This window comes from Collimonas antrihumi (assembly GCF_018304965.1).
Taxonomy (GTDB): Bacteria; Pseudomonadota; Gammaproteobacteria; order Burkholderiales; family Burkholderiaceae_D; genus Collimonas; species Collimonas antrihumi.
In genome coordinates this window covers 17479-41286 of sequence record NZ_JAGQED010000015.1, presented here as the reverse complement: position 1 = coordinate 41286, position 23808 = coordinate 17479, and the positions used below count along the sequence as shown (strand labels likewise).

The 23808-nt window shown below is 55.2% G+C and carries 22 protein-coding genes; 6 read left to right on the top strand and 16 right to left on the bottom strand.

Annotated elements, in window-relative coordinates; all coding sequences use genetic code 11:
* Positions 1-201 precede the first annotated feature (201 nt).
* The 7 genes from KHU29_RS13795 to KHU29_RS13765 all read right to left on the bottom strand — a co-directional run bounded on the left by KHU29_RS13795 (position 202) and on the right by KHU29_RS13765 (position 10011).
* Positions 202-1383 carry a ribonucleotide-diphosphate reductase subunit beta gene (locus KHU29_RS13795; RefSeq protein ID WP_211453364.1) on the bottom strand — a complete coding sequence of 394 codons (1182 nt, stop codon included), beginning with the start codon at positions 1381-1383 and terminating at the stop codon, positions 202-204.
* An 83-nt stretch (positions 1384-1466) separates the two neighbouring features.
* Complete coding sequence (locus tag KHU29_RS13790; RefSeq protein WP_211453363.1) at positions 1467-4397, bottom strand: ribonucleoside-diphosphate reductase subunit alpha; 2931 nt, start codon at positions 4395-4397, stop codon at positions 1467-1469.
* Positions 4398-4847: 450 nt separating this feature from the next.
* Positions 4848-5489 (bottom strand): 1,6-anhydro-N-acetylmuramyl-L-alanine amidase AmpD, encoded by a 642-nt coding sequence (ampD, locus tag KHU29_RS13785; RefSeq protein ID WP_211453362.1) that lies wholly within the window; start codon positions 5487-5489, stop codon positions 4848-4850.
* Between the two features lie 50 nt (positions 5490-5539).
* Positions 5540-7042 carry a sigma-54-dependent transcriptional regulator gene (locus tag KHU29_RS13780; protein ID WP_211453361.1) on the bottom strand — a complete coding sequence of 501 codons (1503 nt, stop codon included), beginning with the start codon at positions 7040-7042 and terminating at the stop codon, positions 5540-5542.
* A gap of 24 nt (positions 7043-7066) precedes the next feature.
* Positions 7067-8815, bottom strand: a complete 1749-nt coding sequence (locus KHU29_RS13775; protein WP_211453360.1) for a sensor histidine kinase — start codon at positions 8813-8815, stop codon at positions 7067-7069.
* A gap of 114 nt (positions 8816-8929) precedes the next feature.
* Positions 8930-9205 carry a PP0621 family protein gene (locus KHU29_RS13770; RefSeq protein WP_211453359.1) on the bottom strand — a complete coding sequence of 92 codons (276 nt, stop codon included), beginning with the start codon at positions 9203-9205 and terminating at the stop codon, positions 8930-8932.
* Entirely contained in the window at positions 9202-10011 is an 810-nt protein-coding gene (locus KHU29_RS13765; RefSeq protein WP_211453358.1) for a cytochrome C assembly family protein, read from the bottom strand. Before KHU29_RS13765 ends, KHU29_RS13770 begins: the two co-directional genes overlap by 4 nt.
* A 289-nt stretch (positions 10012-10300) precedes the next feature.
* Here KHU29_RS13765 and ffh point away from each other — a divergent pair, with 289 nt between their 5' ends.
* Positions 10301-11668, top strand: coding sequence for a signal recognition particle protein (ffh, locus tag KHU29_RS13760; RefSeq protein WP_211453357.1), 1368 nt, complete (start codon positions 10301-10303; stop codon positions 11666-11668).
* A gap of 358 nt (positions 11669-12026) precedes the next feature.
* Complete coding sequence (locus KHU29_RS13755) at positions 12027-12395, top strand: SWIB/MDM2 domain-containing protein (protein WP_092415250.1); 369 nt, start codon at positions 12027-12029, stop codon at positions 12393-12395.
* 192 nt (positions 12396-12587) lie between these two features.
* Here KHU29_RS13755 and KHU29_RS13750 read toward each other — a convergent pair whose 3' ends face one another.
* The 5 genes from KHU29_RS13750 to KHU29_RS13730 all read right to left on the bottom strand — a co-directional run bounded on the left by KHU29_RS13750 (position 12588) and on the right by KHU29_RS13730 (position 17698).
* Entirely contained in the window at positions 12588-13292 is a 705-nt protein-coding gene (locus KHU29_RS13750) for a GIY-YIG nuclease family protein (protein ID WP_211453356.1), read from the bottom strand.
* 78 nt (positions 13293-13370) lie between these two features.
* The gene (locus KHU29_RS13745) at positions 13371-14504 is read right to left on the bottom strand and encodes a DNA cytosine methyltransferase (RefSeq protein ID WP_211453355.1); all 1134 of its coding nucleotides are present in this window, start codon (positions 14502-14504) and stop codon (positions 13371-13373) included.
* 189 nt (positions 14505-14693) lie between these two features.
* Positions 14694-15110 carry a very short patch repair endonuclease gene (locus KHU29_RS22550; protein WP_211453354.1) on the bottom strand — a complete coding sequence of 139 codons (417 nt, stop codon included), beginning with the start codon at positions 15108-15110 and terminating at the stop codon, positions 14694-14696.
* A 93-nt stretch (positions 15111-15203) separates the two neighbouring features.
* Positions 15204-15788 carry a lytic transglycosylase domain-containing protein gene (locus KHU29_RS13735; RefSeq protein ID WP_246542042.1) on the bottom strand — a complete coding sequence of 195 codons (585 nt, stop codon included), beginning with the start codon at positions 15786-15788 and terminating at the stop codon, positions 15204-15206.
* Between the two features lie 170 nt (positions 15789-15958).
* Positions 15959-17698: a proline--tRNA ligase gene (locus KHU29_RS13730; protein WP_211453352.1), complete on the bottom strand. Its 1740-nt coding sequence runs from the start codon at positions 17696-17698 to the stop codon at positions 15959-15961.
* A gap of 272 nt (positions 17699-17970) precedes the next feature.
* Here KHU29_RS13730 and KHU29_RS13725 point away from each other — a divergent pair, with 272 nt between their 5' ends.
* Positions 17971-18552: an RNA pyrophosphohydrolase gene (locus tag KHU29_RS13725; RefSeq protein ID WP_211453351.1), complete on the top strand. Its 582-nt coding sequence runs from the start codon at positions 17971-17973 to the stop codon at positions 18550-18552.
* Positions 18553-18560: 8 nt separating this feature from the next.
* On the top strand, positions 18561-19160 hold the full coding sequence (locus tag KHU29_RS13720; RefSeq protein ID WP_211453350.1) for a CNP1-like family protein: 600 nt from the start codon (positions 18561-18563) through the stop codon (positions 19158-19160).
* 101 nt (positions 19161-19261) lie between these two features.
* On the opposite strand, the gene proB is transcribed toward KHU29_RS13720, so the two are convergent.
* The 4 genes from proB to rplU form a co-directional block, all read right to left on the bottom strand.
* Positions 19262-20380, bottom strand: coding sequence for a glutamate 5-kinase (gene proB, locus KHU29_RS13715; protein ID WP_211453349.1), 1119 nt, complete (start codon positions 20378-20380; stop codon positions 19262-19264).
* 127 nt (positions 20381-20507) lie between these two features.
* Entirely contained in the window at positions 20508-21617 is a 1110-nt protein-coding gene (obgE, locus tag KHU29_RS13710; RefSeq protein WP_211453348.1) for a GTPase ObgE, read from the bottom strand.
* Positions 21618-21899: 282 nt separating this feature from the next.
* Positions 21900-22157: a 50S ribosomal protein L27 gene (gene rpmA / locus KHU29_RS13705; protein WP_092355440.1), complete on the bottom strand. Its 258-nt coding sequence runs from the start codon at positions 22155-22157 to the stop codon at positions 21900-21902.
* A gap of 64 nt (positions 22158-22221) precedes the next feature.
* Positions 22222-22533, bottom strand: coding sequence for a 50S ribosomal protein L21 (rplU, locus tag KHU29_RS13700; protein WP_038493216.1), 312 nt, complete (start codon positions 22531-22533; stop codon positions 22222-22224).
* A gap of 310 nt (positions 22534-22843) precedes the next feature.
* Here rplU and grxD point away from each other — a divergent pair, with 310 nt between their 5' ends.
* Both grxD and KHU29_RS13690 read left to right on the top strand, forming a co-directional pair.
* Positions 22844-23155 (top strand): Grx4 family monothiol glutaredoxin, encoded by a 312-nt coding sequence (gene grxD, locus KHU29_RS13695; protein WP_061944363.1) that lies wholly within the window; start codon positions 22844-22846, stop codon positions 23153-23155.
* An 8-nt stretch (positions 23156-23163) separates the two neighbouring features.
* A complete protein-coding gene (locus KHU29_RS13690) occupies positions 23164-23775 on the top strand; it encodes a UbiX family flavin prenyltransferase (protein ID WP_211453347.1) in 612 nt (203 codons plus the stop codon).
* Positions 23776-23808 lie beyond the last annotated feature (33 nt).

Sequence of the window (23808 nt, the reverse complement as noted above, 5' to 3'; positions counted from 1 at the left end):
GTTTTTTCCAAAGAAAACGCCGCCAAACCCGATTGAATCGGGGTAAGCGGCGACAACAGATAAGTACGTTTCTGTCTTTGGCTGTTCATTAAGTTTGGAAATCACCTTTCAGTTTGCAGACTTTTTTATAGTATTAAGCGCTGCAGGTCTCCAGCAACCTCTTCCATCCACCTCGTTATTCTTGTCCGAGATCTGAAGCCTTTATTCCCAGTTCAGTGCACCGCCGGTTTGATATTCGATTACACGAGTCTCAAAAAAGTTGCGTTCTTTTTTCAGATCGATCATCTCGCTCATCCAGGGGAAGGGATTTTCTTCCTGAGGGAACATCGGGTCCAGTCCGATTTGTTGCGCGCGGCGATTTGCGATGAACCGCAAATAACCTTTGAACATTGGCGCATTCAAACCGAGCACTCCACGCGGCATTGTATCCTCTGCGTAGCGATATTCCAACTCTACTGCGCTTAAAAACAACGCTTTAATCTCATCACGGAATTCCGGCGTCCACAAATGCGGATTTTCCATCTTGATTGTGTTGATCAAATCGATCCCGAAATTACAGTGCATCGACTCATCGCGCAGAATGTATTGATACTGTTCCGCCGCACCCATCATCTTGTTTTGACGGCCTAGCGCAAGGATCTGCGTGAAGCCGACGTAGAAGAAAAGTCCTTCCATGATGCAGGCGAACACGATCAGGGAGCGCAACAATTTCTGATCGTTTTCAGTAGTGCCGGTCTTGAATTCAGGATCGGTCAGCGTATTGATGAAGGGGATCAGGAACTCGTCTTTATCGCGGATCGATTTGACTTCGTGATAGGCGTTGAAGATTTCGGCCTCGTCCAGACCGAGCGATTCCACGATGTATTGATAGGCGTGGGTGTGGATTGCTTCTTCGAAAGCCTGGCGCAGCAAATACTGGCGGCATTCCGGCGCAGTGATATGGCGATACGTGCCAAGCACGATATTGTTGGCGGCGAGCGAGTCGGCGGTAACGAAAAATCCCAGGTTGCGCTTGACCAGGCGACGTTCATCATCCGTCAATCCGTTCGGGTTCTTCCACAGCTCGATATCGCGCTGCATGTTGATTTCCTGCGGCATCCAGTGGTTGGCGCAGCCGGCCAGGTACTTGTCCCAGGCCCATTTGTACTTGAATGGAACCAGTTGATTGACGTCGGTATGGCCGTTGATGATGCGTTTGTCCGCAGCATTGACGCGGTGCGTCACGTCGACTGCCGGTGCTGTCGCCGATTGCCCCATCAATGCCGGATCGAATGCAGTATCGGACATTTGCGGACGTGCTGAAGGTGCAAATGCCGCTGGCGCCGGCATAGGCGAGGTGCGAGGAGCGGGGGCCGAACTTTTTTCTTCATCCCAGGAGAGCATGCTTTATTCCTTTATCTTTCGTAGGGTAGGCGCCTGTGCCCACCCTACTTTCTTTGCAATTGTTTCGTTTTACCTGAACAGCTTTACTGGCAAGCTTCGCACTCTTCGAACCCAGGATCGCCAGGACGCATGGTGCACGCCGGCCCATCCAGTTCTTGTGGCGCAGCTGCAACAGCAGCTGTACCTGTACCGTAAGTCGCTGCCGCACCGCCGCTGGCGCCGCCATCTACCGAAACCGCATTCAACGCGCCGGTTTTGGAGGTCGATTTTTCAGTATGCGTTGCGCCAATGGTGCGCAGGTAATAAGTGGTCTTGAGACCGCGCAACCATGCCAGCTTGTAGGTTTCGTCGAGCTTTTTACCCGATGCACCTGCCATATAGATATTCAGCGATTGCGCCTGGTCGATCCATTTCTGACGACGCGACGCCGCTTCCACCAGCCAGGACGGTTCAACTTCAAATGCAGTGGCGTAAATCTCGCGCAGATCTTGCGGAATGCGATCGATCTTGGCCAGGCTGCCGTCGAAGTACTTGAGGTCGGAGATCATCACTTCATCCCACAAACCACGGGCTTTCAAGTCGCGCACCAGGTATTCATTGATTTCAGTGAATTCGCCGGACAGATTCGATTTCACGTACAGGTTCTGGTAAGTCGGTTCGATACAAGCCGATACGCCGATGATGTTGGAGATGGTGGCGGTCGGTGCAATCGCTACGCAATTCGAGTTGCGCATGCCGAATTCCTTGATGCGGGCACGCAACTCGGTCCAGTCCAGCGCTTCCGACATGTCGACTTCGAGATAGCCGCCACGCTCTTCAGCCAGCAGTTTCACGGAATCTTGCGGCAGGATGCCACGATCCCACAAGGAACCGCGATAGCTGCTGTAACGGCCGCGTTCTTCCGCCAGTTCGGTCGAAGCCCAATAAGCGTGGTAGCAAACCGCTTCCATCGAATTGTCGGCAAATTCAACCGCTGCTTGCGAGGCATAAGGTACGCGCATCATGTGCAGGCAATCCTGGAAACCCATGATACCGAGACCAACCGGACGATGCCGCAGATTGGAATCACGCGCCTTCTTCACTGCATAATAGTTAATATCGATCACATTATCCAGCATGCGCATTGCAGTATTGATGGTTTTCTGCAATTTGGCGTGGTCCAGCTTGCCGTCTTTCATGTGCGCCGGCAGGTTGACCGAACCCAGGTTACATACGGCGATCTCGGATTCGTTGGTGTTCAGCGTGATCTCGGTGCACAGGTTCGAGCTGTGGACCATGCCAACGTGCTGCTGCGGCGAACGGATGTTGCATGGATCCTTGAAGGTAATCCATGGATGGCCGGTTTCGAACAGCATCGACAGCATCTTGCGCCACAAATCGAGCGCCTGGATCTTCTTGAACAGGCGCAGTTCGCCACGGGCAGCCTTGGCTTCGTAGCCGGTGTAGGCTTCCTCGAAGGCCTTGCCGACCTTGTCGTGCAGGTCCGGCGCATCGCTTGGCGAGAACAGGGTCCACTCGCCCTTTTCCATGACGCGCTTCATGAACAGGTCTGGAATCCAGTTGGCTGTGTTCATGTCGTGGGTGCGGCGGCGATCGTCGCCGGTGTTCTTGCGCAGGTCGAGGAATTCTTCGATATCCATGTGCCAGGTTTCCAGGTAGGCACATACCGCGCCCTTGCGTTTGCCGCCCTGGTTGACTGCCACAGCAGTGTCGTTGACCACTTTCAGGAACGGCACCACGCCTTGCGATTTGCCGTTGGTGCCCTTGATATGGGCGCCCAGCGAACGCACCGGGGTCCAGTCGTTACCCAGGCCACCGGCATATTTGGCCAGCAAGGCGTTTTCCTTGATGGCTTCGTAGATGCCGTCGAGATCGTCGGCAACGGTGGTCAGATAGCAAGACGACAGTTGCGAGCGCAGTGTGCCCGAATTGAACAGGGTCGGTGTCGAGCTCATGAAATCGAAGCTGGACAACAGGTTGTAAAACTCGATTGCGCGTGCTTCGCGGTTGACTTCATTCAGCGCCAGGCCCATCGCTACCCGCATGTAAAACGCTTGCGGCATTTCGATGCGGATATCGCGGACGTGCAGGAAATAACGGTCGTACAAAGTTTGCAGGCCGAGGTAACCGAATTGCAGGTCGCGCTCCGGCTTCAATGCTTCGCCCAGTGCTTTCAGGTCGAACTGCGCCAGCTTGCTATCCAGCAGATCGGATTCAATACCCTTTTTGATAAATTTCGGGAAATATTCGAGATATTCCGCTGGTGCATCAGCTTGCGCCACTTCTTTGCCGAATACTTCCTTGCGGATTGTGTGCATCAGCAGACGCGCGGTGACCGTGCTGTAGGCAGGGTCTTTTTCCATCAGCGCACGGGCTGCCAGAATCGCCGATTTGTGCAGTTCTTCGACCGGCACGCCGTCGTAAAGGTTCTTGACGGTCTCGGCCAGGATGGCTTCAGCGTCGACGTGCTTTTCCAGACCGATACAGGCAGCGGTAATCAGGTCACGCACCTGGTTCATGTCCAACACGCGGCGTTGGCCATCTTCGGTCACAAACAATTCGGTGCCGGCTACGGTTGCCTTGGCGCCGCTCTGTTGTTGCGAACGCTCTTCCATGCGCTTGGCGCGATACAGCACGTAGGCACGTGCCACGTCATGCTCGCCGGAGCGCATCAGGGACAGTTCAACCTGGTCCTGGATGTCTTCAATATGGAACGTGCCGCCATTCGGCTGCCGGCGCACCAATGCGGCGACGACGTTGGAAGTCAATTGCTCGACCAGTTCGCGTACCCGTGCCGATGCAGCACCCTGGCCGCCATTGACTGCGAGGAATGCCTTGGTGACAGCGATCGAGATCTTGGATGGTTCAAAGCCGACCACGGCGCCGTTGCGGCGGATGATGCGGTAATCGCCGAAACTGCTGGAAACCTTGACGGGAGAGCCGCTACCGGTTGATGGCGGAACACCAGCGACGTCGGCTGATGATTTAACGGAAATTTCTTGAGTAGATTGCACTGAGCCTCCCGAGACTGTGAAAACAGGCGAAACAATTACGCCTGCTGTTATTAATTAGACCTTGGAACCGTTGATGGTTCAGATACTGCTATTGCTGCGTCACTCATTACTGCACCGACTACCTGTCGGCGGGCGTTCATGACAGATGCCCGAATTCAGATAGAAAGAGAAAAACAGCGTTGTTAAATATTGAAACTGCAATAGAAACTGCAATAGACCTGCAACAAACCCAGAGGCCGCTGAGCAGCCTGCCCGACACCTGCATTCATACTGATATGAGTACAAAAACAAAACACCACACGGTGGACAGACCATGCAAAACAAGCCACGGACGAGATACGAAAAACACTACATATAGGTTTCTGGATTTGATTTTTACTAATTGTAGTACCTAGACCGTGCCGATGCAATCCAAAAGTGGGATCTTTTTTATATGCAAAAAGAGACTATTCAATTGACTTTTTTATCTATGGCAGGAAAGCGCAAAGGCAATTTGCCGGAGGCCTGCTGCATATGCCCGGCTAAGGCTTGCTGGTATTGGGTCCAGTCAAAAAACGGACCTGGATCGGTCTTTCTGCCGGGCGCGATATGTTCATGCCCGGTCACTGCGGCGAGAGGGTAACGCAACTGCAAGGCATAGGTCAATGCAGCCAGCGCTCGATATTGCAATGCCGGAAACTGTTCGAAATCGGTGCCTTCCAGCTCGATCCCGATTGAAAAATCATTGCAGCGCTCGCGGCCTTCGAAACACGACACGCCCGCATGCCAGGCACGATCATTGGCAGAGACGAACTGGACCACTCCGCCGTCGCGCAGTATCAGGAAATGAGACGAAACCCTGAGCGGGCGCAACTGCTCGAAATAAGGATGGGCGTCATAATCCAGGCGATTGCCGAACAGGTCGGCAATATAATGGCCGCCAAACTGTCCCGGCGGCAGGCTGATGTTATGAATTACCAGCAAATCCGCTACGCAACCATCGGGCCGGACATCACAGTTGGGTGACGACTGGCGCACCACTTCCTCGGGACGGCACCAGCCGTCTGCACCGATTGAAAAACAGGGGGAAAGCGATGTCTGCTGCTCCGTCATTGTTACCTGGCCTTAATTCTAGTCTTGATCCTGCCCATTAATCCTGTTCATTAATCCTGCTCATGAATCGACAAGCGCTGCATCCGGTAGCGCAGCTGGCGAAAGCTGATGCCCAGCAAATCGGCTGCCTTGGTACGATTGAAATGCGTACGCGTCAGGGCTTGCCGGATCACGTCGCGTTCGATATCGTCTAGATAGTCCGGCAGCGATGGCGGCAGTTCGGCGCCGTTGAATTGCGCTGTAATAGCGGCCACCCCGGCCAGGCCAGCCACAAGCGGCTCCAGACTCATCGCCGTGGCACTGCCAGCCATCCCGGCTTCGTAGTACTGATGATCGCCAGGTTCCCGTATCTCTGCAGCTTCTGCGGGCCGCCCTTGGCTGCCCCCCTTCAAACCCAGATCCGCCACCTCTATCACGCCGTCGTTGGCAAACGCCAACGCGCGCTCCAGGATATTCTCCAGTTCGCGCACGTTTCCCGGAAATGCATAAGCACGCAGCGCCGCCAAAGCCGCCGGCGCCAACGTCACCTGCTCCGCCTGCGGGGTAAACGCCGACAAGCGTCCCAAGATCGCAGCGACCAGCAGACCGATGTCATCCAGCCGCTCTCGCAGCGGTGGCAGTTTTAACTCAATGACATTCAAACGATAGTACAAATCCTGGCGAAATCTACCTGATTCGACGCACTCGGCCAGATTCTGATGGGTGGCGCTGACCAGACGGACGTCCACCGCCTCCTCCACCGTGGCCCCGACCTTGCGCACCCGGCGCTCCTGGATCGCGCGCAACAGCTTGACTTGCATCGCCAGCGGCAGGTCGGCGACCTCGTCCAATAACAGGGTGCCGCCGTTCGCAGCTTGAAAAAATCCGTCGCGGTCGTCGGCAGCGCCGGTAAATGCGCCTTTACGGTAGCCGAAGAACTCGGCCTCCATCAAAGCTTCCGGAATTGCGCCGCAATTGACGGCGACGAACGGTTTGTCGGCACGCGGGCTGAGCGCATGAATATCCCGCGCCGCCAATTCCTTGCCGCTGCCGGATTCGCCGGTAATCGCCACCGGCGCCATGCTGCGTGCCAGACGGACGATCTGCGTGCGCAACTCTTGCATGGCGGCAGATTGACCGATCAGGCGTAACGCAGAGCTTGAGCGGATTTTGGCATCTGCTGCCGGGCGCTGGTTTTCGACCGGCTTACCGACACGCAATGCCGATTGCACCATCAAGCGCAGCTGATCGAGCGCCACCGGTTTCGACAAATAATCGAAAGCGCCGGCCTTCAACGCCATGACGGCATTGTCGGCACTGCCGTAGGCGGTAATCACGGCAATCGGTATGACCTTTTCGCCGGTAGTGACTTCGCGCACCAGTTCGATCCCCAGTCCGTCGGGCAGGCGCATATCGGTCAAGATCAAGGCATAGTCATTTTGCGCCAAATGGCTGCGCGCTGCGGTCAAGCTTTCTGCGCTATCAACATCCAGTCCCATTTTTACCAATGCTATTTCCAGCAGTTCGCGCAGGTGCGCTTCGTCATCAACGACCAGAATACGGGGTGAAGTCATGGCATTCGTCTTTTTCAGTCAAGTCTAATCGGCAAGGGACACCGGGTCGTGGGCAGCAAACGCAATAACAAAACGACCACTTACGTGGCTGGAATTCTGTCCTTGTACATCATGCCGGTATTCATAATCGAGCAGCGCGCCGTTATTCAAACACAACTCGCGCGCTAAAAACAAGCCTAATCCGGTGCCTTTGCTGGAAGTGGTATAGAACGGCTCGAACAGGTGCGCCCGGACCGCCGGAGAAATCGGTTCGCCATCGTCCTGCACATGCAATTCCAGGCGCTCCGCCACGCTGGACATGACGTGCAAGCGCATTGCGCCTGGCCGGGCACTGGCGTAACGTACTGCGTTCGACAACAGATTTGTCACTACTTCACGCAAATGCAGCGGGTCAAACCAGACACTCTGCCGATCTGCCGCATCGATCTGCAAGGCAATCGCAGCCGGCGCCACTGCATGGGTTTGCCTGAAATCCCTGACGATATCGTGCAACAAGGGTGCCAGCAGAATCGGCTCCAGCTGCCGCTGCGCCTTGCGTGACAGCTTCAGGATATCCTCAATCATGCGATTCAGGCGCGCCACATTGTCATCGATAATCGTCAGCAGGCGCATCTCGGCCGACTCGGTGGCATCTTCCGCCAGCAAAGTCGCGGCATACGAAATCGATGCCAGCGGATTGCGCACCTCATGCGCGATGCTGGCGGTCAGGCGGCCCATGGCAGCTAGCTTCAGTTGCTGCGCCTGGTTTTCAATTTCGCTGACATCCTGCAAAAAGATCACTGCGCGATACTCACTCAGTTCGCGCATCCTGACGGCGGCAAAACGCACTTTCAAATGCGCCGCCAGTTCGCGCCGCCCGCTCCAGCCGACAGCCGCCTCCTGGCCTTGGCCAAGATCATCGGTATGTTTAATGGTGACGAAAACCGCCTCTCCTACTGTCCGGGAAACCGTGCGCGGCAGGTCGCTTACATGTGATTCCCAAGCAAACAAGGCATCCGTGATTGGCGCCAGCACCGCATAATCGCTCAATTTGTGCTGCTGGTCTTCATCAGAGAGTGACAAACCCAGCATGCGCTCTGCCGCCGGATTTGCCATGATCAAAGTGCCAACCGGGTCGACCACCAGCAAACCATCGCCCATGTCCTTGATCGCAATGCGGTTAATGTCCATTTGCACCCGCAAATCCCTGCCGCGCTGAGTCGCCAGCTCCTCTTGCTTGATCAGTTTGTTGGCAAGGCGGTTAATCACCAGCACGGCAAAAAAGAAGGCGCCGCCATACAAGCCGGCTTGCAGGGTGGAGGCGTCCGGCGCCGACTGCAGAATCTGGTAACCGCTTTCCCCGAGCAATACGATGGTCGCAATTGAAACGAACAACAACGCCAACAGCAGCGGCGCCAGGATCGCGGCGCCGGCCAAAGGAAACAGATACAGGATCGCCAAACCGCCCTTGGCGCCACCAGCACCTATATACAAGATCGACACCGCGATCATGTCCACCGTGATCGGCAATACAATCTGCGCCATGTAATGGCGATGGTGATAGGCGGTGATCGCCGTGAAGACGCCGGCGCACAGCAGGTAGACGCTGCAAGTTTGCGGATTCGTAAACAGCTGAGAGAACCAGGTTTCGCTTTTGCTCTGGGTGCTGAGATAGGCCAGCATGACCATCGCAACCACGATCCGCGTCACGTTGAAGGTTTGCAGCGTGCGCCAGAACGTGTCCGGCTTATCGTTCAACGGGATGAGGTTGGAACTGTGGCTGGAACTCGTCATGCGTATATGTCCTGTCTCACGAAGCATGTTGAATTCGGCGGCACAATGGCCTCAAGCGCGCCGGCCTCGGCCCAAGGCCTGAAATAGTCGTCACGGCTCAAAGCGGGACAGGATCTAGGACGAATGCAGGCGGCGGTGCTCCGCACTGCAGAAAACCGTGCCGGATGCATCGGCAAGCGCTTCCGATGCGGGGAAATGCATGCCGCAATGGGCGCAGGCAACCATGGCTTCAACCTGCGAGGACTCGGCCGCAGCGGATTCGGCGGCGTTGGGGAAAGCCGATCCGCCTGAAGCTGCACGATCGGAACGATGCCGGCCAAGATTTTTCTTGAGACGCTGTAGCCAGACAATTACCGCCAGCACGATGACAATTAAAATAATCAGTTTCATACCAATACCCGATGCAACACAACCTCAAGCACGAAACGGCTCCCTACATACGCCAGTAACAAAATGGCAAATCCGGTCAGGGTAAAACTGAGCGCGGTACGGCCACGCCAGCCCTGCCATTTGCGGCCCGCCAGCAACAGGCCGAACAAGGCCCACGACAGCATGGTGAAAATGGTCTTGTGATCCCATTTGAAGGCCTGGTTAAACAACTCTTCAGAAAACACCACGCCCGACAGCACCGTCAGCGTTAACAAGAAGAAACCGAAAGCGATCAGGCGAAACAACAATTTTTCCATGGTCAACAGGGCCGGCAGGCGATCCAGCGCAACACCGAACCAGCCGGTTTTAGCTCCGCCCGGGCGAGTGTGCAAACGCGATTCCTGCAGCACCATCAATACCGCATGGAATGCGGCAATAGTCAGGGTGCTATAGGCCAGGATGGAAATGACGATATGCCACAAGAACACCGGCGACTTGCCGCCCAGAGGCACCATGTTTCCCGGGAAAACCGCCGGCAGGATCGCTGCCAGCGCCGCCATCGGCAGCACCAGGACCCGCAGGCCGTCCAACGTGTAGTTGCGATTTTCCAGCCAATAAGCGGCTACCGAGACCCATAAAGTTGCCGACAGCATCATCGAGAATCCGACGCGCAACTCTTGCGGCCCGACGACGTCGGCCCACAGCACGGCGCCATGCAGCAGCCATGCAGAAGCAACAAGGATGGAAATAGTCTGGCGTCGGCTCGACGGCAAAAAGGTGCAGCCTATATATAGCAGCGCCACCAGAACGAAAAGATATGTTTGCATCGTGTAAGTTTACAACATGTGGCGTCTCAACGGCGCGATGACTGCTACCAATCCCGATACAACAATATGTGCTCTGATTTTCAGCAGCTATGCCGGAAATTGACGAATAATCAACAAACACCAGGAAACCTCGGCCCGGGACTGGCAACAACGCAGAATTCGGCCGGCATCGGGTAAAATGTCTGGCTACAAGCATCATCGTATTCATTTTTAATGCGAATCGGCGTATTCATTACGCGAATCCGGTTCGTACCGGTTTGTTGCACCTCTTCTGGAAACGCTGTTACCCATGCTCGACAATCTTACCCAACGCCTCGCCAAAGTAGTAAAAACCATGCGCGGCGAAGCGCGCCTTACCGAAACCAACACCGCTGAAATGCTGCGCGAAGTACGTCTGGCCTTGCTGGAAGCCGACGTCGCCCTGCCTGCCGTGCGCGAGTTCATCGCCAACGTCAAGCAAAAAGCATTAGGCGAGGAAGTGATTGCATCGCTGACACCAGGCCAGGCCCTGGTCGGCGTGGTGCAGCGCGAGCTGGCCTCGCTGATGGGCGCCGATCTCGGTCCCGAGGCGTCGCAATTGAGTTTCGCCACTCAGCCGCCGGCGATCATCCTGATGGCGGGTCTGCAAGGTGCGGGTAAAACCACCACTGTCGGTAAACTCGCCAAATATCTGCGCGAACAAAAGAAGAAAAAAGTACTGACTGTCTCCGCCGACGTTTATCGCCCGGCCGCAATCGGCCAGCTGCAGACCGTAACGGCACAGGTCGGCGCCGACTTCTTCCCGACCGCAACGACAGACAAGCCAGTCGATATCGCACTGGCCGCGCTGGATTACGCCAAACGCCATTATCACGACGTATTGATCATCGACACGGCCGGCCGGCTGGGTATAGATGAAGCGATGATGAAGGAAATCAGCGCGATTCATGCTGCCGTGAATCCGATCGAAACGCTGTTCGTGGTCGACGCCATGCTCGGCCAGGATGCGATTAACACCGCCAAGGCGTTCAACGATGCGCTGCCGCTGACCGGCATCGTGCTGACCAAACTGGACGGCGACGCGCGTGGCGGCGCCGCGCTGTCGGTAAGGCACATCACCGGCAAGCCGATCAAGTTTGCCGGCACTGCCGAAAAACTGGATGGACTGGAAGCTTTCGATCCAACCCGCATGGCCAACCGCATCCTCGGCATGGGCGACATCCTGGCGCTGGTCGAAGAAGCGCAGAAAGGCGTCGATGTCGCGGCAGCCAAGGATCTGGCGCACAAAATCAAGGGCGGCGGCAAATTCGACCTGAACGACTTCAAGGCGCAACTCGGCCAGATGAAGAAAATGGGCGGTTTGTCGAACCTGATGGACAAATTGCCGGCGCAATTCCAGCAGGCGGCGGGCGGCGCCAATATGGACCAGGCAGAAAAACAAGTGCGGCGGATGGAGGGCATCATCAATTCGATGACCGCCCAGGAACGGGCCAAACCGGAGTTGATCAAGGCTTCGCGCAAGCGCCGCATCGCCATCGGTGCCGGGGTGCAAGTCCAGGAAGTCAATCGCATGCTGTCACAATTCGACCAAATGCAGTCGATGATGAAAAAGCTCAAGGGCGGCGGCATGATGAAAATGATGCGCGGCATGAAAGGCATGATGCCTGGGATGCGATAGCCCCTGTATCGATAACGGTCGCAGTACGGTCGAAGTACGCTCATTTCGCCCTCGAAAGCCTTGCAAGTCATTGACTTGCAAGGCTTTTCGCAAAATCGGGCCGGCTCCGTGAAGCCGCTAACCGGCAGCTGCGGACTTTGTTACCACCCCTGAATGCTGCGAAGAATAGCGAAAATCAGCACCAACCGGCCGCATAAGCCCGCCAACCGGCGTTTCTCCCAGCGTGGCCGGCGGCTCCGCTTCCGTATCAAATCCCGCACAAACCCGTAAAAAACGCTTGCATCGCCAGGAAAAGCGCAACACTATTAGCGATGCGTGCTTGACGCATTTTTTCACTATCCCTGAAGGAGGCTCAAAGATGGCCACAGCAGCAAAAAAACCAGCGGCAAAGAAAGCTGCAGCACCAGCAAAAGCACCGACTAAATCGGCGCCAAAGGCAGCTCCTAAAAAAGTGACTGCAACCGGTACTGTAGCGCGCAAGCCGAATGCAGCATTCATGAAACCACTGACACCATCAGCCATCCTGGCTGCGGTTGTCGGCGCGACACCGCTGCCACGCACAGAAGTTACCAAGAAGGTTTGGGAATACATCAAGAAGCACAATCTGCAAAATCCGGCAAACAAGCGCAATATCCTTGCAGATGAAAAATTGAAAGCTGTCTTTGGCGGCAAAAAAGAAGTGTCGATGTTTGAAATGACTAAACTCATTTCCGATCACTTGAAATAAAGCTTAGGGCCTGGCTGGACATTGTTCAACGCGTCGCCCTGAGTGCCAAACAAAAACGCCCGCATCACGCGGGCGTTTTTGTTTCTATAGATTCCGTAGGGGGTAGGCACGCATTTATGCCCACTCCCTACGGCTATTTCCCTCAATCCTTATCAAATTTGGTTCTCGAGCCCCTATGAAGATATTGGCGTCTTACTCGTCGTCTTCCGCCGTGTCCGCAGCATGTTCGTATCGCTTGCTTGCGAGTGATTGCAGTCGCGTCGCCTGTGCCAACAAAGTTCGCCGCAATCCCTTTTGAACTTTTCGCTCGCTAATGACCTGGGCGAGCTTAGCAAGCGTTGCCGCACGTCTGGCTATCCGCAAATCTGGATGATCTCTCAATTTGCTTACATCATCCGATACGATGCGCCCTCGAACTTCCTCCGGAATTTCTATCTTTACCGTTGGAGACGGGGGATCTTTCTCATTCAGAACTGCATTGAATTCCGACTGAGCAAGCAACCGCTTAAATACGGCATGCTCCAATGCGTTGAGGTGAGCAATAGCGGCAGAATTCTTGGCTACTGTCCCTTGAAAGTCTGGCAGGGGCCATACTGCTATCGTGTGAACCTCAAACGGATCAAGCACGTTCATCGCTACCGCATCCGTTCGTTGGTTTGTCAAATGGCGCCGAATCCGAGTCCCCAACATTTCCTTAGTTTGACCAACGTAGATTGGCTCATCATCGTAGTCAAAAAACGCATAGACTCCCCACTTGACCGCACCCAATCGCATTTTCGGCTTACCCGGAATTGGATAGGGCTGACCAAGGAATTTTGCAAGCTCTACCCTTAGCTGTTCCGTTTCGAAGGGCAGCTCTGTGGTCGTGAGAGTTGGCGCTGATACAGGAGCATCCAAGTTAATGGTTGCTGCTGGCGAGTCCTCGGTTCAAGTCTTTTTTGCTTTTTTAGGTTTTTTCACACTTGGTAGCGCCGATTAAAAATTCGCGGCGTCTTGTAATTGTTGGTTATTCCGCAGTATCGGAGAAAGGATGTGGTCATTCAGATGGGTGACGACGGGAACCACAACACCGTCACCCAGCAAGTGATAAGCATCGTTGTATCGTGCGGGTAGTCGATAGGTATCCGGCAGGCCCATCAGTCTGGCCATTTCGCGCGGCGAGATTAGACGCGTTCGCACGTTTGGACCATCGACCACCATGATTGTTTGCCTGCTCGACCCGCCTGCTGGGGTCCTTAAACATCCGGCCACGCCATCAAAGCGAACCTCCGCACGCTGCCCCCCTTCGCGAGTTCGGCGATAGATAGTTCCCACTTTCACGGTGCCATGCCGCTGCGCCTCCATGACTTTCCTCCGATTCAGATCGGTCATCATGGATATCAATTTTTTTGTTTCTTGCGGAGTATGCCACGCGACGCCAGCAGGATCGGCTTCTATGATGTCATCAAGAATGCCCGTCCTCTGATTTGGCGCCGGAGGATTCCACCATCTCCATGCTGTCTTGGCCGCAAGCGGCAACTGGTTATAGGCGCGAATAACCGCATCAGGATGCCATGTGGGTGTGGGCAGCCATGCGTGTATGTGTTCAGGAATGGCCAGACCAGCGTCAACGCCGATAATAAAAAGACGGGGCCTAGATTGCGGGGTGAAATGCACAGCATCCATAACAACGGCGCCAAACACATATCCCTCACACGCCACAGCTTTTGCGATCTGCTCAAAATCTTTGCCGTCGTGCGATGTCAGCGTTCCGTATACATTTTCAAGCACGATCACACGGGGCTTCCGCCCCTCGCGATTCAAGCTTCGTATTAGCTTCCAGAATCCCCAAAACGCGCCGCTGCGTTCTCCGTCGAGTCCTTTGCCGTTGCCAGCAAGAGAAAGGTCTTGGCATGGAAACGAACCCCACGCGAGGTCGGCGTGTCCAGGGAGTTGACGGGCTTTCACATCAAACACGTTGCCGACGTGCAGATGATCGCCGCCCCAATTTTCCTTGTATGCCGAAGCCTTCTTTTCGCTGATGTCGTTTGCAAAGAGGCAATCCCACTCAGGGCCGAGCCCAGAGCGGGCCATTCCTCCACCCGCAAAAAATTCGTAGTAGGTTCCCATGATTTTCTCGATTCAAGTTATCAATACTTTGCTCGCGGCGCCAATCGCGTCATTGGCGGGCGAGCTGAACAGCAATAAATTCCGCAAGCGCCATCATCGCCGAATTCTACGCAAATTAAAAGGTGAATCCATCCGCATTTGCGGCATGTCTCGCCACGCCTCGTCGGATCTATTCGCCTGCTTGCACTGCTACCTTGTGAGACCATACCGTCGAAATCGAAGCAGTAGCCGCCCGCGAGCCACCTCCGATAACTGATGCTCCCATATTCGAAGGATTTGCCATCCTTGCTTTTTCAGTTCCCTCGACACAAAACGGTCTCGTGCCGCATTGCGTTGAACCTTTTGATCCCAATACGACTGGTTGGATGAGGGGCGCCGGTAACACTTGGGACAGCCATGCCAAAAACAACCGTCTACAAACACACAAACACGGCACTCGCGAAAGACAAAATCCGGCTTCCCTAACAAATTTTGCCTTCGACGCCATCCGGAAACCTTGTTGGCCCGAAAAATTGCGATAAGCCGCCCCTCAGTCGAGAGGTTATCTTGTGAGCGAATACGCCCCATGACTTCCGAGCGTTTGGATACAGACCATACGTCAGTCATACTGTGCAGACTTCATCAAACTGTGGTGCCAGTCAGTATATCCGGTGCTGGACGGGCCGGCCACGCCTGGATGGCCGTCGGCCATAGGGAGAGCTACTGGCGGGCGGAAACCGTATGGATTGGCAGATCGTCCTTATATTCCCAGCGCTTCCACGCTGCCAACACCGCATTGGGATATTCAGGACGCCCGCGGCTGCCGTTGTAGCGGCCGAGCGCGAGATACAGGTTGCCCTTTTCCATATCGATGTACATCCGCAGAATCGAGCAGCCGTAACGCAGATTAGTCTGCATGTTGAATAATTTGCTGCGGTCGGCATCGCCGATCACGCGGGTCCAGAACGGCATGACCTGCATGTAGCCGTGGGCGCTGACACTGGATAGCGCGTACTTGCGGAATGCAGATTCGACCTGGATCAGGCCCAGTACCATGCCTGGATCGAGACCGGCGCGCTTGGCTTCATACCAGGCGGTTTCCAGGAATTCGATGCGCATTTGCGCATCCGGCAATTTCTTCTTCAGGCGCTCCGACATTTCGCCCAGCCAATACAGATACTGAATGCGCTGATCGATGTCGGAAAATTTGGGTTTCGGCGGACGGGCGTCACTGATGGCGCGCGACAAAGCCAGGCGGACCGAATCCGCCAGCTCTTCTTCTTTTTGATTGCCGGCATGCGCCATGCTGCCAAATAATAAAGGCAGCAATATCGGCAACAAGCCAAGCCAGCGAGACCAACGCAATCGACACTCCCCAAAACGCACTTTTATTTTGGGTCGAGTATACAAAGAAAGTACAAAGAAAACGCAAAGAAAACGGCGCAAAAACCCATTGCGCCGCCATTTTGTTGTTTTTAGGAAACTAGACGATTTTTAATAAACGCTGCCACCTCTGCCAGCGGCACTGTGGTGGCCTCGGTATCGCGTCGTCCCTGGTATTCCAGCTGGCCATCCTTGAGACCACGATCGCCGATCACCACGCGATGCGGCACGCCGATCAGCTCCCAGTCGGCAAACATCGCGCCCGGGCGCTCGCCGCGGTCGTCCAGAATCACGTCGACGCCAGCCGCCAACAGCGTTTCATACAATTTGTCGGTTTCGGCTTTGACTGCCTCGCTACGGTCATAGCCCATCGGGCACAAGACCACTTCGAATGGCGCGATAGCAGTCGGCCAGATGATGCCCTTGTCGTCGAAATTCTGTTCAATTGCAGCACCCAGGATGCGGGTAATGCCGATTCCATAACACCCCATCTGCAGCAGTTGCGGCTTGCCGTTCTCATCCAGGAAAGTCGCCTTCATCGACTCCGAATAGGCGGTTCCCAGCTGGAATACATGGCCGACTTCGATCCCGCGCAGGATGGCCAATGCGCCCTTGCCGTCCGGCGATGGATCGCCTTCAACCACATTGCGGATGTCGAACACCATCGGCTCGGGCAAGTCGCGGCCCCAGTTGACGCCGGTGAAATGGAAATCCACTTCGTTGGCGCCGCTGACGAAGTCATGCATGTTGGCGACGGTGACATCCGCCACCACGGTAACCGGCTTCTTGGTATTGACTGGTCCCAGATAGCCTGGCGGCGTGCCGAAATATTCGACGATTTCCTGTTCCGTGGCGAAACGATAACCGGCCAGGCCAGGGATCTTGTTGACCTTGATTTCATTCAAATCATGGTCGCCACGCAGCATCAGCAGCCAGACTTCCTTGCTTGCGGCTTCTTTATCGGTTGCTTCTTTCTCAACAGTCAGCACGATCGACTTGATGGTGTGCGTCAAAGGGATTTCCAGCAATTCCGCTACCGCTTCGCATTTAGCTTTGCCAGGTGTCGCCGTCTTGGTCAGCGCTTGGGTCGGCGCAGCACGGGTCGGGTTCAAAGGCAAGGATTCGGCCGCTTCCATATTGGCAGCGTAATCCGAGTTGGGACAGTACACGATGGCATCCTCGCCGGTAGCGGCGATAACGTGGAATTCGTGCGAACCGGTGCCGCCGATGGCGCCGTTATCAGCCGCCACCGCACGGAATTGCAAGCCAAAACGGTTAAAAATCCGCGTGTAAGCGTCATACATGATCTTGTAAGACTGCTTCAGTCCGTCCAGGTCGCGATCGAAGGAATAAGCGTCTTTCATCGTGAATTCACGCCCGCGCATCAAGCCGAAACGCGGCCGGCGCTCATCGCGGAATTTGGTCTGGATATGGTAAAAATTCACCGGAAGCTTGCGATAGGAGCGCAATTCGGTGCGGGCGATGTCAGTAATCACTTCCTCCGAAGTCGGCTGGATGATGAAGTCACGACCGTGGCGATCCTTGACGCGCATCAGTTCGGCGCCGTATTTTTGCCAGCGCCCGGTTTCTTGCCACAGTTCGGCCGGCTGCACCACCGGCATCAGCAGTTCCACCGCTCCGGAACGGTTCATCTCCTCGCGCACGATGTTTTCGACCTTGCGGATTACGCGCAAGCCCATCGGCATGTAGGTATAAATGCCGGAACTGATGCGTTTGATCATGCCGGCGCGCATCATCAGTTTGTGACTAACGATTTCAGCGTCGGATGGAGCTTCTTTGAGCGTGGACATAAAAAAACGGGAGGCGCGCATAACGATGAATTCTTTTTAAAAAGAGAGGGTTATAATCAACTCAATTTTAAAGGATTAGCTGGCTGATGCGCCTACTCTTTGCACAATTGATTAATGTTCTGGCCATTGTTGCGACAGGTCAGGACAAATTGCGCGCCTAGTCGGGCGAGGACCGAGCTCTGCACCTGGCCTTGACGGCTTTATGGCTCTGTTCCGCAATGATGACGGCAAGCAAGAATCTAGCAGAATAAGCAGTAGAGCCGCCCGGCCGCAGAAAGTTTTGAGGTAACAACATGCTTGACCGTGAAGGCTTTCGCCCGAACGTCGGCATTATCTTGCTCAACACCCAGAACGAAGTCTGGTGGGGCAAGCGCGTGCGTGAACATTCGTGGCAATTTCCACAAGGCGGTATCAAATACGGTGAAACCCCGGAGCAGGCGATGTTTCGCGAACTCGAGGAAGAAATCGGGCTGAAAGCGGAACACGTCAAGATCATCGGCCGCACGCGCGACTGGTTGCGCTACGAGGTGCCTGATCATTTTATCAAGCGTGATGTGCGCGGCCATTATCGCGGCCAGAAACAGATCTGGTTTCTGCTGCGCATGGTGGGACGCGACTGCGATGTCAACCTGCGCCTGACCGAACACCCCGAATTCGACGCCTGGCGCTGGCATGATTACTGGGTTCCGCTGGATGTCGTGATCGAATTCAAGCGGGATGTATACCAGCGCGCCCTGCAAGAATTATCACGTTTCCTGACCCGCCCGTTGCAAAATGTGCCGCATCACGCCCGTCATTTGCGCACCGGCCACGGGCCGCGCGCATCGACATCGACTGAATCTCCCCCGGCCTGTGCCGAACCCGAAAAGAAGTGAGCGCCTCCATGGTTTTTGATTTTGCCGTCCGTATTCCTGCTGCAAAGAAGATACTGGCACTGGCCGCCAGCCTGCTGTTGCTGGGCGCCGCTGCACACGTGCATGCCGCTACCGATCCGTTCTACCCAAGTGCTGTCCCGCAATCAAATCAAGGCTTGCCCGACGACGACGACGACGATGGAAAATCATGGCAGGAAGTCAAGACAGAAATCCCGCCAATCCCGCAGGCAGCCAATCTGGCGCAGCTTGACGTCGGCCCGACCGCGTCGATGAAATTCTTCATCGATATCAATTCGATATCAGTCGGCAGCGATGGCGTGGTCCGTTACACCTTGGTCAGCAAGAGCCAGGGCGGTGCTGAAAATATCAGCTACGAGGGAATCCGCTGCCAGACTGCTGAAAACAAGCTATACGCATTTGGCCAGAAGGATGGCAGCTGGTCGCGGTCACGCATAAGCGGCTGGAAACAGATCAGGGAAGTGTCCGGAAACCGGCAACATGCCGCATTGGCCAAAGACTATCTTTGCCAGGATGGTGCGGTGGCGGGAAAAGTTGCAGATATCCGTAACAGGCTGCGCAACAATCGCCCGATCAAACCGGGCAGCTGATCGGCAATCCCGGCTCCCCATATAAAAACGGCTCCTGCAATCTGGGGAGCCGTTTTTTATTGTCCGAGACTGTTATTAACCTCGCTTGCTGCTTATGTTGCTCAAAGCAAAACCATATTATCCCGATGAATCAGCTCCGACTCTTCGACGAAACCCAGGATCGACTGGATTTCCGCCGACGGATGGCGCATGATGCGGCGCGCTTCAGAACTGGTGTAATTGCTGATGCCGCGCGCAATTGCATGGCCATCTACATCGGTACAGGTAATGACGTCGCCACGGCCGAACTCTCCGGACACCGCAGTCACCCCGATCGGCAATAAAGATTTGCCCTCGTTGCGCAATTTTTGCACGGCGCCGGCATCCAGCATGACCTTGCCTGCGGTTTTCAAATGATCCGCCATCCACTGCTTGCGTGCGGTGAGTTGCGCCGTTTGCGCGGTCAATTGCGTGCCGATCGCCTCGCCACCGGCAAGCCGCGTCAGCACCGCATCTTCACGGCCCCAGGCAATCACAGTGTGGGCGCCCGAAGTCGCGGCGCGCTTGGCCGCCAATATCTTGGTAATCATGCCGCCGCGGCCGATGCTGGTGCCGGCGTCGCCCGCCATCACTTCCAGCGCCGGATCGCCGGCTTTCGCTTCATGCACAAACTCGGCATTCGGGTCTTTGCGCGGATCGGCGGTGTACAAACCCCGTTGATCGGTCAGGATGATCAAGGCGTCGCCTTCGATCAGGTTGGCAACCAGTGCGCCCAGGGTATCGTTGTCGCCGAACTTGATTTCATCGGTGACAACGGTGTCGTTCTCGTTGATGATCGCCACCACGCCAAAGCGCAACAGGGTAAATAGCGTCGAGCGGGCATTCAGGTAGCGTTCGCGATCGGCCAGATCGGCGTGCGTCAACAGTACCTGGGCGGTACGTATATTGTGGGCACGGAAACTGGTTTCATAGATCTGCGCCAGGCCCATCTGGCCAACCGCGGCGCAAGCCTGCAATTCGTCGATGCTGGTCGGCCGCTTATCGAAACCGAGCCGCTGCATGCCTTCCGCCACCGCACCGGAACTGACCAAAACCACTTCCTTGCCCATCGCCCGCAACTCGGCGATCTGGGTTGCCCATTTGGCAATGGCGCCGGCATCCAGGCCCTTACCGTCATTGGTTACCAGGGAGGATCCGACTTTGATGATGATGCGCTTGGCTTTTTGAATGACGGAATTCATATTTTCATCTATCGCGGCCACCTCGACCGATACCTGAATATTCGACAAGGCGGCAGAAAAAATAAGGCCAACGCCGACGGGTATCCAGATCAGAATCTCCGCCAGACATCAGCCGCCAACTACTTGCTTAGTCTAGTATCTTGAAGCGAGGATCGTCTGGATCGATCGACAGGATGGCTTGTGCTTCCGCCACCATATGCGTCTCTTCCGAGCGGGTTTCCTGCTGGCGCTTCTCGGCCAGATAGCCGTAGATTTCCGTCACCAGTTCCGGGCAGCCGTCGCGGTTGAGCGCGGAAATTTCAAATACCGGGCCTTTCCAGCCGAAACGCTTGATGAAATCCTTGACGCGCTTGACGCGCTCGCCTTCCGGGATCACGTCGATCTTGTTGAGCACCAGCCAGCGCGGCTTGTCGAACAGCGACTGATCGTACTTTTTCAATTCCTTGACGATCGCCTTGGCTTCCTTGACCGGATCGACCGTGTCTTCGAATGGCGCCAGATCGACAATGTGCAACAACAAGCCGGTACGCTGCAAATGCTTCAGGAACTGGATACCCAGTCCGGCGCCTTCCGCCGCACCTTCGATCAGGCCCGGGATATCGGCGATCACGAAGCTTTTTTCGTGGCTGACACGCACTACGCCGAGATTCGGATGCAGCGTGGTGAACGGGTAATCGGCGATTTTCGGACGGGCATTGGACACCGCCGTGATGAACGTCGATTTACCGGCGTTCGGCTGGCCCAGCAAGCCGACATCGGCCAATACTTTCAGCTCCAGCCGCAATTCGCGGCGTTCGCCTTCCTTGCCGTCGCTTTTCTGGCGCGGCGCGCGGTTGGTCGAAGACTTGAAGTGGATATTGCCCCAGCCGCCCTCGCCGCCCTTGGCCAGCAATACTTCTTGCCCGTGATCGGTCAGGTCGGCGATTGCTTCGCCGGTATTGACGTCAACGATCAGCGTGCCAACCGGCATGCGCAGCTTGATATCGTCGGCGCCCTTGCCGTAGCAATCCGAGCCGCGGCCGTTTTCGCCGCGACCGGCGCGATGCATCTTGGAAAAACGATAATCGACCAACGTGTTGATATTGCGGTCGGCAACGGCCCAGATACTGCCGCCTACGCCGCCATCGCCACCGTCAGGGCCGCCAAACGGGCGGAATTTTTCACGGCAAAAACTCGCAACCCCATTGCCGCCATCGCCGGCAATGACTTCGATTTTTGCTTCATCTATAAACTTCATTCGAAGGTCCTAATGAGGTTGGAGGTTAAATTCTTATTGAAAGACACAGGCAACTTTACCGATTTTTGGTAATCGTTGCAGCACAGGCTACAACCGGCATTGCAATAATGCCATTATTTTCAGATGCAACTCGCCACAGGCGGAGTGAGTAGGCTTCGCGTTCCAAGCTGTCTGAAGAGTGTTTTCAGTGTTTTACGACCAGAAACTAAAAAGGCTCTACCAGCGGCAGAGCCTTTCGCAACAAGGCTATACAGCCTTGCTTATGTCGAAGCTTAAAGAAACTTAAGCTGCTACGACAGTAACGTAGTTACGCTGGGTAGCGCCCTTGGTTACGAATTGTACTTTGCCGTTGATCAGTGCGAACAGGGTGTGATCCTTGCCCATGCCAACATTTTCGCCTGGATGCGTCTTAGTGCCGCGTTGACGAATAATGATGCCGCCAGCGTTGATCGCTTGGCCACCGTAGACCTTGACGCCGAGTCGCTTTGACTCTGAGTCACGGCCGTTGCGCGTAGTGCCGCCGCCTTTTTTATGTGCCATTTAAAACTCCTGGTATCTAGTTAAGTCAATCGACGCGATTAATTAACGCAATTAATTTACGCAATTAAGCGTTGATCGAAACGATTTGAATTTCGGTGTAATTTTGACGATGGCCTTGATGCTTCTGATAATGCTTACGACGACGCATTTTGAAGATCTTGACTTTATCGTGGCGACCTTGCGCCAATACCTTAACCGACACCGTAGCACCTTCGACCAATGGTGCACCAAACTTAATGGTGTCACCAGCGCCAACTGCGAGCACTTGATCAATAGTGAGTTCGGTGCCAATGTCTGCAGGTATCTGTTCTATTTTGAGTTTTTCGCCGGCAACAATCTTATATTGTTTGCCACCGGTTTTTATGACCGCGTACATATGAAACCTCATCGAAATGATTGAAGACTATTAAAAAAATTTCTTTCCTAAAACACCATAATCAGCGACAAACAAACACTAAATCGCTGGGCGGAATCGGGAGAACCTGAGATTGTACATGGACTCGGCACTTTCGTCAAAATCTCTTGACAAGTGCGGAATTCACCACACTTTCATGCTTCTTCGAGGCAATCTTGGTTGAATCCTGCTTGAATCTTGCCGTACAGCCATGCGTGAACACAGACTCACCAGCAGCACAACGGCCTTTTTCATATAATGACGGTATTCTGAAACTTTTTAAGGTATTGCCATGAGCGATGTACAAGCGTGGATCAAGGAAACCGTGACCAGCAACCCGGTGGTGCTGTTCATGAAAGGAACCGCGCAATTTCCCCAATGCGGATTTTCCGGCCGTGCGATCCAGTTATTGAAGACCAGCGGCGCTGAGAACATTGTCACCATCAACGTCCTGGAAGACCCGGTCGTACGCCAAGGCATCAAGGATTATTCCAACTGGCCTACCATTCCGCAACTCTACGTCAACGGCGAATTCGTCGGCGGCTCCGACATCATGAACGAGATGTTTGAATCCGGCGAACTGCAAACCTTGCTGAAGGCCTGAGACCGCAAGTGGTCTCGCCCCGCCCTGCCGTCGATGCCGTCCAGCCGCCGCGCCGCCTGATCGTCGGCATTACCGGCGCTACCGGCGTCATCTACGGTGTGCGGCTGCTGCAGCTGTTGCGCGACATACCTGGCGTCGAAAGCCATTTGATGATTTCCGACGCCGGCGTCCTCAACCTGCACCAGGAACTCGATATGCGCCGCAAGCAAGTCGAAGCACTGGCGCACGTGGCGCACAATGTGCGCGATATCGGGGCGGCCATCGCCAGCGGTTCGTTTCAATCGGACGGCATGATCATTGCGCCCTGCTCGATGAAAACGCTGGCCGCGGTTGCCAACGGCCTGTCTGACAATCTGATCACGCGCGCCGCCGATGTGGTCCTCAAGGAGCGCCGGCGCCTGGTCCTGATGGTACGCGAAACGCCCTTCAACCTGGCGCATCTGCGCAATATGACCAGCGTCACCGAGATGGGCGGCGTTATCTTCCCGCCGCTGCCAGGGTTTTACCATCGGCCGCAAAGCATAGCGGAAATGGTCGACCATACATTAGGGCGGGTACTGGATTTATTTGCCATCCAGCACACGCTGACGCCACGCTGGAATGGCTTGAAAGCCGATTAAAAAGGCCGAACAAACTGCTCCGGCTTTTTTTCA